We start from the raw sequence: 9,948 nt of genomic DNA on the forward strand, positions 1-9,948 counted from the left end.
TATCCTTACAGCTTTTACTGGTTTTAAGACGTTTCCTATTCCTATCTCAAACCCAACCACCGTGCTGCGCACGGTGGTTGCGCTCCCGCTCCGCGGGAGCGCTGGCGAGGGGCTTCGCCCCTCGCACACCTCGACTGCTGCGCAGTCGAGGTGACGGTTCGTTCGCTGCGCTCTCGAACCGAACGGAGGGGCTTCGCCTCTCTACTGGGTTTCCGCTTCGCTCCAACCCAGGCCGGCGGGTCCGCTGCGCTCCCCCGCCTCAACGGTCCTTCCGGCTGCGCCCCCAGGACCTTGGGGCCCGCTGGCGCGGGCCAGGCTGGCTGCGCGGGGTGGGGGTCGCTCGTTCGTGTGGGCTCCAGTGTATCGCGTGCTTCAGGTTGATGCAGGATGTACTGTTGGCAGAAACGCGGGACACACCCCAACCATCCGAGACCTCCGTGAGATTTTCGAGAGGAACGACCACAGATGACCGGTCGCCACGAATCTACCGGACCTGATCCCGCGCTGAAGAGTGATTCTCCGCGCCGGGTGACGCAGTACCAGACGGCGGGCGTGAATGCCCGGTTGAAGGTGTTCGCGCTCCTGGAGGCGCAGGGCGTGCCCGCGAGCGAGGCGGACAACCTGGTGGCCTCGCTGGAGGCCGGGGCGGTCGCCGGGGCCCAGTGCCAGGTGGTGGAGCTGGACGGCATGGCACCGGCCTCTCGGGGCGCGGTGTTCTCGGACGGCTGGGATGACGGCGTGACGGCCGTGAGCGAGGCCCTGGTGGGCATCGCGGACCGGGACTGGTCCCGGCACGGCGGCCGGTCCGCTGGGGCCTCTGAACTGGCCGTACACATCGCGGACGTGAGGCAGCGTGAGCGGGCCGACCTGGTGCGGCCGGAGAGGTTCGTCCGGGAGGCCGTGCTGCCGGGTACCCATCCGCACACCACGGCGCGGCGCCGGGTGCTGGAGGCGCTGGGCGAGGCCGGCGGTCTGTGCACCGCGCGGACGCGGAACGCGGACGGGGACGTCGTGGTCTGCACGCTTGATGCCGGGCGCTACGACCTGGACGACAAGCCGCCTTTCAAGGACGGGAAGCCGGGCGGCTGGCACAAGGCGGATGCGTCGATCTGGAACGACCTTGGTGCGGCCTGCATTCCGAACGCGGCCATCTGAAGGACCACGGGAATTCAGGCTTAGGGGAGGCAAGGAAATGTCAGCGATTCCGCTCAAGGAACACCAGGTAGACCAGCGCGCCGCGTTTCGTAGGTGGGTGGGATTTCCTGCAAGGTCATCTGTGCCCCCGCAGGGTGCCCGTGCCACGATGGTGTCAGCGACCGGCTCGGGCAAGACGATCATGGCCGCCGCGTCCGCGTGGGAGAGCTTCCGGGATGGCCGGATCCTCGTGACCGTGCCGACTCTGGACCTGCTCGTGCAGACCGCCCAGGCGTGGCGCGCGGTGGGCCACCGGGCCCCGATGGTCGCGGTGTGCTCGTTGGAGAACGACGCGGTGCTGAACTCGCTGGGGGTTCGCACCACCACCAACCCCATCCAGCTCGCTCTGTGGGCCGGGTCCGGCCCGGTGGTCGTGTTCGCCACGTACGCCTCTCTGGTGGACCGTGAGGACGTCGACGCTCCCGAGGGTCAGCGGAAGGTTCGCGGGCCGCTGGAGGCCGCTCTGGCGGGGGGAGAGCGGCTCTACGGCCAGCGCATGGACGGCTTCGACCTCGCCATCGTGGACGAGGCTCACGGAACCGCCGGTGATCTTGGTCGTCCGTGGGCGGCGATCCACGACAACCAGCGGATCCCGGCCGACTTCCGGCTCTACCTGACCGCGACCCCGCGCATCCTCGCCGCGCCCCGGCCGCAGAAGGGCTCCGGCGGCCAGGAGGTGGAGCTCGCGACCATGGCCGACGACCCGAACGGGACCTACGGCGCGTGGATCGCCGAGCTGGGCCTGTCGGAGGCGATCGAGCGCGAGATCCTTGCCGGGTTCGAGATCGACGTCCTGGAGATCCGCGACCCCTCCCCCGTCCTCGGGGAGACCGAGGAGGCGCGGCGCGGCCGGCGCCTGGCGCTGCTGCAGACCGCGCTCCTGGAGCACGCCGCCGCGTACAACCTGCGCACCGTCATGACCTTCCACCAGAAGGTCGAGGAAGCCGCCGCGTTCGCGGAGAAGCTGCCCGAGACGGCGGCCGCGCTGTACGTCAACGACGCCACTGACAACGACCTGGCGAAGGCGGAGAAGCTCCCCGCGTCGTCGATCGACGCGGAGTTCTACGAGCTGGAGGCCGGCCGCCACGTACCCCCGGACCGGGTCTGGTCGGCATGGCTGTGCGGCGACCACCTCGTCGCCGAGCGACGCGAGATCCTGCGCCAGTTCGCAGGCGGCTTCGACGCCGCGGGCCGGCGCGTCCACCGGGCGTTCCTCGCCAGCTGCCGTGTACTCGGGGAAGGCGTCGACATCACCGGCGAGCGGGGAGTCGACTCGATCTGCTTCGCCGACACCCGCGGCTCCCAGGTGGAGATCGTGCAGAACATCGGCCGCGCGCTCCGCCTCAACCGCGACGGCACCACCAAGGTGGCCCGCATCATCGTGCCGGTCTTCCTCCAGCCCGGCGAGGACCCGACCGACATGGTCGCCTCCGCCAGCTTCCGCCCCCTCGTAGCCGTCCTCCAAGGCCTACGCTCGCACGATGAGCGCCTGGTCGAGCAACTCGCCTCCCGCGCCCTCACCAGCGGCAAGCACAAGATCCACGTCCGGCGCGACGAAGAGGGGCGTGTCGTCGGGGTCGGCGGCGCAGGCGGCCGCGAGGACCAGGAGCACGACGACACCGATGGTGCTGTCGAGTCCGCGCTGCTGCACTTCTCCAGCCCACGCGACGCCGCCACCATCGCCGCGTTCCTACGGACCCGGGTCTACCGGCCCGAGTCCCTGGTCTGGCTGGAGGGCTACCAGGCCCTCATCCGCTGGCGCAAGGAGAACGAGATCACCGGCCTCTACGCCGTCCCCTACGACGTAGAGGTCGAAGTCGGGGCCACGAAGGCGTTTCCGCTTGGCCGGTGGGTCCATCAGCAGCGGAAGGCGCTGCGGGCCGGGGAGCTGGAGGAGCGGCGCAAGACCCTGCTGGACGCGCCGGAGGCCGGGATGGTGTGGGAGCCGGGCGAGGAGGCGTGGGAGAACAAGCTCGCCGCGCTGCGGTCCTATCGGCGCGCCATGGGACACCTCGCGCCGCGCCAGGACGCGGTGTGGGGCGAGGGCGAGGCGATGGTCCCGGTCGGCCAGCACATGGCCAACCTCCGACGCAAAGGCGCGAAGAACGGCCTGGGCAAAGACCCGGACCGGGCCGCCGCGCGCGCGGCACAGCTGACGGAGATCGACCCGGACTGGGACTGCCCCTGGCCACTGGACTGGCAGCGCCACTACCGCGTCCTCGCGGACCTGGTCGACGCCGACGGCCATCTGCCCGACATCGCGCCCGGCGTGCTGATGGACGGTGACGACATCGGCAAGTGGCTCCACCGGCAGAAGCAGCCGGGCACCTGGGCACGGCTCCTGCCCGAGCAACAGGAGCGGCTGACCGTGCTGGGCGTCAAGCCGCTCCAGGCGCCCTCTGACGCCCCGGCGGCCGGGCGTGCGGCGAAGGGCCCGAGCAAGGCGCAGCAGGCGTTCCAGCGGGGTCTGGTGGCCCTCGCGCAGTGGATGGAGCGGGAAGGGGCGGGCCGATCGGTGCCGCGCGGCGCCGTCGTGGAGATCGCGGTGGTCGGCGAGGCGGAACCAGTGGCGGTGAAGCTGGGTGTGTGGGTCTCGAACACCAGGGCCCGGCGGGACAAGCTCAGCGCGGAGCAGCTGGGCGCGCTGCGGGAGCTGGGCATCGACTGGGCATGAAGCAGCACACTGGACGAGAGGTGCTCATCGAGTACGTCATGACCACGTTGTAGGTCGCGTACTTCGTAGTGGCCCCTTACACGTCGGGCCGTATCCCGGAACGGTCCGGGCGGGAGCGGCCGCGGGCAGGATCCTTCCCCTGTATGTGACACAGGTCACACCCTGGAAGCGCCACAGATCGCCGTCCCCCGCCGACGAAGCCGGTAAGGGGCTGCGGCCCGGACCGAGGCGAGGAGTGGCGCGATGATCCGATCAGGCGGCAGCCCGTGACGCCGCAGGAAAGGAGCGGGTCCCGGACCCGGATGGACTCCTTCACACGCTTCTACGACGAGTGGTTTTCCCGCGGGGTGGGCTTCGCGATGCGCCTGGGCTTGGACTGCGAGGATGCCAAGGAAGCCGCGAGCGACGCCATGAGGGCGGTGTGCGCGGCGTGGGGCAGCCTGGAGACCCCGGAAGCCTTCTACCAGCACGTCGTCCGGAGGCGCGTGATCGACACGCTGCGGGACGTCATCCCGCGCGAGCGCGCCGAGGTCTCGGTGTCGGACACGGACGCGGACGATGACGAGGCTGTGCCGCGCGAGGTCATCGCCGCCTTCACCTCCCATGTCACTCCCGAGGGCCTCTACTTGGAGGCCGAGGGCGCCGAGCGGATACTCGCCATCCTGGCGCAGCTCCCCGAGCACTACCGACTCAGCCTGATCCTGGCTGCCCAGGGCTACGACACCACCGAACGCGCCGAGATCAAGACGGTGTCCGCGGAAGCGGAGCGCACCCACCTCAAACGCGCCCGCCGCCGCTGCATCGACCTGCTCATCAGCCACGGCATCCGGCCCCGCCGCACGACCGACAAGCCCACGAACGCGAAGGAGGGGGAGGCACAGTGATGTCAGACAGCGAGGTTCCGCGGCAGAACACCCCGGTCGACGACTTCGGCCAGCTGGCGTTCCCCCCGATGCCCCCGCGCTGGGACGACCCCCCCACCACGATCAGCGAACCCGACCTCATGCGCATGACGCCCGGCGGAAACGACGACGAGCTGCTGGAGGCCATCTCCGATGCCCTCTGGGAGCCGGTCGACCTGCACGAACCGGCCTCCGTGCGCGCCGAGCGCCTGAAGTCGATCACCGAAGACGGCGCAAAGCTGCGCGAGAAGTGGGCCGAGACCGCCGCCCTGGAAGAGGCCTACGCAGCACCCTCCACCACCCTGCGCGAGCGGCGACAGGCCGCCCAGGAACGCAAGATCGAACTGATGCAGGTGCGCCTCCGCCGCCGCAGGCGTCAGCGCCTGCTCCTGCTGGGGCTGTTCATCGCCACCATGGCCGGAATCGTGGCGATGGCCTTCCTCGACTCCGGACGCGGCTGGACCCCCGGTGTCGTGGGAATCGTAGGAGTCCTGCTCTCGCAGAAGGTGATGGGATTCCTCAATCGGGACTTCCGGGACTGCCAGGGCGCGAGGGATGGGCGGGGCAAGGCGATGAAGCGGCCGGAGTAAGGGGTGGGTGCGTCGCGGTTTCCTAGGCGCGCGATCGCACCCACCCCTTGTGCACATGACCCGCCACCAAGCACTCCAGCACTCAGCAAGGAGCCACCTGTGCCTTCCCAGCGTCGCACGAAACGGGTGATCGGAACCCGCATCGGGGACAACGTCATACCGGGCTATGAACTCACCGACCGCCGCTATGCCGGTGACGACGACCCGTCCCGCAGCGCTTGGAACCGGGTCGCCGTACCAGTCCCGCCGGCGTCCGCGATCCCCACGGTCACCGCCGTCGGCGGCGGCAGCGGCCTGACCGCCGCCATCATCACCGGCCATGTCCAGCCCGGCGTCATCTGGCCCGCCGTCATCCTCGTGATCGCCGGCATGGCGTACGACGTCGCCGTCCGCGCCCTCAACAGGCCCCGCCGCACCTGAGGGGATCCAGGAGCTGCATCCCGCAGACGCCCCGTCGACGGCCTGACCTGCACCTCGAGCACTTGACTCCCAAAGAGGTCTAGACCAGTTTGTTGACTGGCCCAAACCTTGCCGTTGAGGGCCCGGGGCGCGGGAGCTCCGCCCGGGGTGGTCTCCAGCTCACGGTCGGCGGGGTCCTACCTCACCCGCGCCGCCAGCCTGTCGTCGGTGCTGCCCCAGGGCTCGTAGCCTGCGTCAGCCGGCGCTGTCCCGAGAATGCAGGAACTAGCAGGCAGGGGCGGGCGGTGTGAGAGAACCAACCTACGGACTGCGGGGTGCCGGCCCTGCCAGTTGGCCACTTGGAGAGGCAGACGTGGGACAGATCGAAGAGGGTATCGAGCGCGCGTTGCGCACGCGGCCCGTGCCCTCAAGCACCGAGGCCCGCCTGCGTTTCCTGCTGGCGACGCACCGGGGTTCCACCCAGCAGGTGGCCACCGTGCTGGGGGTGTCACAGCGCACCGTGCAGCGGTGGGTGACGAAGAAGCCAGGAGCGCGTTGTCCGCCGGGTCCGCCGCAGGTCCGGGCGATTGAGGAAGCGGTGCTGGCTCGGTGGCAGCCGCGAATACGGGCCCGTCGGCGTGCCCAGGCCGAGGCGGAGGGGTTCGTCTTCCATACCAGGGCGCGGTTCGGGTTCGCGGCTCCGGCAGGGTCCTCGGACGATCCGCGGGTGCGGTGGATCACCCAGGACCTGCCGGGAGAGGTAGCTCGGGAGCTGTTCGCCGCCCGGGATGCCGGCGCGGGCGAGCAGCAGCAGACGGTGATACTCGCCCGCGCGCTGGGACACGCCTACTTTCGCGAGTGGGGCCGCCGGGCCCACGGTCTGCACATCTCTTTCAGCGACGTCGAGTTCGCCGACTTCTCGATCGGCTGAGCCTGCCTCGTCGCGTAAACCACGAGAGGGTGTTCAGCGTCGTGGGGACCTGCTGCGGCCTGCCGGCACAGCTTGGTACCGCTCGGCTTCCTGCCGCTCGCGCCAGTCCCACTCCACACGGCCGGCCGGACCTATGCGGCGGGCCGCGGGCGGCTGGGGCGGGCGCAGTCTGGCCGTCTCCGCCACGTGCAGCAGGTGCCCGCGGTCACCTGGCGCGGCGAGCAGTTCCTGATCCTCGCCGGATACGAGCCGGGTGAAGCATGCCGCGGCCCGCAGGAACACGCCGGCCCAGGGTGGTACGGGATAGGCGGCGCAGCCGTCGGTGTAGCGGGCACGGTCGTGCAGGGCGAGCGTGGCCGCGGCAGTGTCGTAGTCGTGGGGACGTGCGGTGGCGAGTTGCTGGAGGGATGCGCCGGTGAACAGCGCGGCGGCGACGGCCGCGGCCAGGCGGGGATGTGCGGTCGCCACGTGCAGCCGGTGGGCGACCTGCTGGGTGGTGGGCGCGGTGAGAGGCACGGGCGGTGGGCGGTGTCGCCAGGCAATCTGGGGCGGCGTGCACGGGATAGAGCAGGGGCGGGGGCTGTCGTAGGAGACGAGGCGGTCCAGTGCGGACAGGGTGAGCCACCGGTCAGCCGGCCCGACGGGCCCATCTGCTGGCGGGGGTGTGATGGGCGTGCCGTAGTAGTGGCGGCGGGCAGCCTCGAAGTCGGCGGTGACGGAGTAGTCGGCCGTCCGCAGGGCCTGGTGCAGGGCAGCGGGAAGGTGGGGGCGGTGGCAGACCAGGGTCAGGTGGATACCGGTGAGGGCCTGTAGCTGCAGCAGGCGCATCGTGCGGCGGGCGGTGAGGCGGTGGGCGCGCAGGACGGTCAGCCGGGTGACAGGAAGGGCGGTCATCCAGGCGGCAGCGGCTTCCCAGGCGGGCTGACGGCCGCCGGGAAAGCGGCCCGGGAGCAGGGGTGGTTTGCCGAGTGCGGCGAGAAGGTCGTGGGCGAGGCCGGTTTCGCTGGTGGTGCCCGGGCCGGGGTGCAGGGTGATCCGGCCGGACGGCAGGTGGTGGGCGGCCAGGGCGGTGCGGGTGTGGAGCACGTCGTCATGGCGGTCGATGACCACGGTGACAGGTGACGGTGGCGCTGCGAGCGGCATGGCGGTGTGGTGGTCAGGCGAGGCGACTGAAGGCCCAGCGCAGCAACTCTTGGTCGACGCGGGGGCGGCCGGTGCGGGTCAGGGCGGTGCGGGTGTGGGCGGTCAGCTGCGCCCAGGCACGGAAGTTGCCGTGCGCGGCGTGGCTGTCGGCGAAGGTGATGTCCTCGGGATCGGCATCGGCCCAGAGCGGGTGGAACAGCGGGATGACGTCGAGGACCTCGCTGGGGGTGAGGCGGGTGAACTGCTGCCAGATGAAGATCCGGGAGGACAGCATCGGTTCGCGGCGCAGCACGGTGTGGCAGCCCGCGCCGCCGACGAAGATGATCGCGAGCTGGGTGGAGGGCTCGTCCCACAGGTAGCGGAAGTACTCGAACGCCTCTCCATTGAGCCACTGGGCCTCGTCCACCAGGAAGGTGCGAGGGCGTTCAGCCAGAGCGGTCTTCAGCAGACGGTCGAACTCGCTGGGGTGGCGCGGTGGTTCCCCGGCCAGGTCGAGCGCGGTGAACAGTTCGTAGCGCACCGCGCGGGCGGTGGGCCGGGCCCGGAAGGCGATCTTGCGGACGTCCTCGCCGGGTTCGAGTTCGCGCAGGCAGGTGTTGACGGCGAGGGTCTTGCCGAAGCCGGCGCCGCCGTGGATGCACATCATGGCGCGGGCAGCGACCGTGTCGCCGATGTTCTCGCGGGCGGTGAGCAGGGCGCGGGTGGTGACCACGGAGGCGTCGGGCAGGTCGACGTACTGGTAGGTGGCCGCGGTCACGAGGCGTCTCCGTCTTCGTCGGTGGTGGAGGGTACGGCCCGCCCGGCCGGGCGGTCGGGGACCGCAGAGGCTGACTCACGGTCGGACGGGCGCGGGGCGGGCCGGCCCTGCGTGGTCAGCAAGGTCAGGGAAGCAGGGGTGCGCCAGTCGGCCGGCGGCGCGGCTGGCGGGATGAGGTCCGGCAGCGCAAGGTCCGACAGGTCAGTGTCAGTGGCCTGGGCGAGTTCGGTCCCGGCCTGGGCGGTGGTCAGTGCGCCGAGCCGCTGTGGGGCTTCGGCCTGGGTGGCGGCGGCGTAGCGCTCGCGCTGGGAAGCTTCGAGGTCCTTCTTCAGGCGGCGGGCACGGGCCGCCCGCGTCTTCCGTACGGCGCTGACCTGTTCCTCGGTGGCCTGGTCGGCCAAGTCCGCGGGACCCAGGTAGCGGCCGGTGGCGGCGTGGTAGACCTCGATGCGGTGGTCGTGGTGAGGCATGAAGCGCACTCGGACCTGGATCCCGGCCAGCCCGGTCATCCACGGCCCCACATAGTCGCGCCTCCTGAAGCGGATGCCGCGGGTCGTCAGCGTGCGGGTCCCGGCGTCCTCCATGGTGAACGTCCACAGATCCGCCGCGGCCACGTCCCGCAGCGGGGTGGGATCGCCCTGCCACGCCTCAAGCGGAGTCCTGCCCCGCAACGGCGCGGGACGGTGCTCGGTGTTCCACCAGACGGTCCAATCCAGCAGCTGGGCGGTGAAGTCCTCAAAGCTGAGCAGCACTTCGTCTTTCGGGCGGGAGGCACGTTTGCCGGGGCGCGGCTGGCGGGCGTACCCGGGCAGTGCGGCCAGGAACATGCCTTCTACCGCCCGGTTGAGGCCCTCGACGGTGCCCTTGAGGTGGGGAGTGTAGGCGGGCAGGTCCTCCACCGTCACGTCCAGGAGATCGAACGCAGCGGTCACCGTCCGGGACAGGAAGTCCTTGCCGCGGTCGACACGCACTTTCTCGGGCAGGCCGCCGAACGGGCCGTAGGGCTCCTCGCGCAGGACCGCAGAGCGCAGCGCGGCCAGCACCGACTCCCGCGACGGATGCACCGGCGTCACCGCGACACCGGTGACCGCGTTCGTCGCGCAGTCGGTGAACCACGTAATCCACGGCCTGCGGGCCCTGCCGTCGACCTCGACCAGCACCGGCGCCTGGACGTGATCGGTCTCCCACACCTGATTGCGCCAGCCCCGCGGCCGGGCCAGAAACACATCATGCTTGCGCGCCGCCCCCTCGCCACCGGCGAGCCCGGCCCGCTCCCCCGGCGACAGATCACGACGGATCGCCCGGTGCAGCGTCGCAATCGACGGAGGCGGATCCCCCTCGCCCCTGTCCGCACGAGC

At 70.8% G+C, this 9,948-nt stretch carries 9 protein-coding genes; 6 read left to right on the plus strand and 3 right to left on the minus strand.

Annotation, left to right across the window (positions count from 1 at the left end; genetic code table 11):
* Positions 1–528 precede the first annotated feature (528 nt).
* The 6 genes from ABT342_RS37280 (at position 529) to tpg (ending at position 6,690) form a co-directional block, all read left to right on the plus strand.
* Positions 529–1,155 (plus strand): hypothetical protein, encoded by a 627-nt coding sequence (locus ABT342_RS37280; RefSeq protein ID WP_351583786.1) that lies wholly within the window; start codon positions 529–531, stop codon positions 1,153–1,155.
* A 37-nt stretch (positions 1,156–1,192) separates the two neighbouring features.
* Positions 1,193–3,868, plus strand: coding sequence for a DEAD/DEAH box helicase (locus tag ABT342_RS37285; RefSeq protein WP_351583789.1), 2,676 nt, complete (start codon positions 1,193–1,195; stop codon positions 3,866–3,868).
* Positions 3,869–4,170: 302 nt separating this feature from the next.
* Complete coding sequence (locus ABT342_RS37290) at positions 4,171–4,752, plus strand: RNA polymerase sigma factor (RefSeq protein WP_351583792.1); 582 nt, start codon at positions 4,171–4,173, stop codon at positions 4,750–4,752.
* The gene (locus tag ABT342_RS37295) at positions 4,752–5,360 is read left to right on the plus strand and encodes a hypothetical protein (RefSeq protein ID WP_351583795.1); all 609 of its coding nucleotides are present in this window, start codon (positions 4,752–4,754) and stop codon (positions 5,358–5,360) included. Before ABT342_RS37290 ends, ABT342_RS37295 begins: the two co-directional genes overlap by 1 nt.
* Before the next feature lie 99 nt (positions 5,361–5,459).
* Positions 5,460–5,780, plus strand: coding sequence for a hypothetical protein (locus ABT342_RS37300; RefSeq protein ID WP_351583798.1), 321 nt, complete (start codon positions 5,460–5,462; stop codon positions 5,778–5,780).
* A gap of 352 nt (positions 5,781–6,132) precedes the next feature.
* Entirely contained in the window at positions 6,133–6,690 is a 558-nt protein-coding gene (tpg, locus tag ABT342_RS37305; RefSeq protein ID WP_351583801.1) for a telomere-protecting terminal protein Tpg, read from the plus strand.
* Between the two features lie 33 nt (positions 6,691–6,723).
* Here the strand turns inward: tpg and ABT342_RS37310 are convergent, their stop codons facing one another.
* The 3 genes from ABT342_RS37310 to ABT342_RS37320 form a co-directional block, all read right to left on the minus strand.
* Entirely contained in the window at positions 6,724–7,833 is a 1,110-nt protein-coding gene (locus tag ABT342_RS37310; protein WP_351583804.1) for a hypothetical protein, read from the minus strand.
* Positions 7,834–7,846: 13 nt separating this feature from the next.
* Positions 7,847–8,590 (minus strand): AAA family ATPase, encoded by a 744-nt coding sequence (locus ABT342_RS37315; RefSeq protein ID WP_351583807.1) that lies wholly within the window; start codon positions 8,588–8,590, stop codon positions 7,847–7,849.
* The coding region (locus ABT342_RS37320) for a TnsB C-terminal domain-containing protein (RefSeq protein ID WP_351583810.1) at positions 8,587–9,948 on the minus strand (1,362 nt) is incomplete at its 5' end. The genes ABT342_RS37320 and ABT342_RS37315, both read right to left, overlap by 4 nt.

This window comes from Streptomyces sp. NPDC000410 (assembly GCF_040300305.1).
In the GTDB taxonomy this organism is placed as follows: domain Bacteria; phylum Actinomycetota; class Actinomycetes; order Streptomycetales; family Streptomycetaceae; genus Streptomyces.

Bases quoted from the DNA above. Each gene is read 5' to 3' on its own strand.
- ABT342_RS37285 (WP_351583789.1), top strand. From the start codon at position 1,193: ATGTCAGCGATTCCGCTCAAGGAACACCAGGTAGACCAGCGCGCCGCG.
- ABT342_RS37290 (WP_351583792.1), top strand. From the start codon at position 4,171: ATGGACTCCTTCACACGCTTCTACGACGAGTGGTTTTCCCGCGGGGTG.
- ABT342_RS37295 (WP_351583795.1), top strand. From the start codon at position 4,752: ATGTCAGACAGCGAGGTTCCGCGGCAGAACACCCCGGTCGACGACTTC.
- ABT342_RS37310 (WP_351583804.1), bottom strand. From the start codon at position 7,833: ATGCCGCTCGCAGCGCCACCGTCACCTGTCACCGTGGTCATCGACCGC.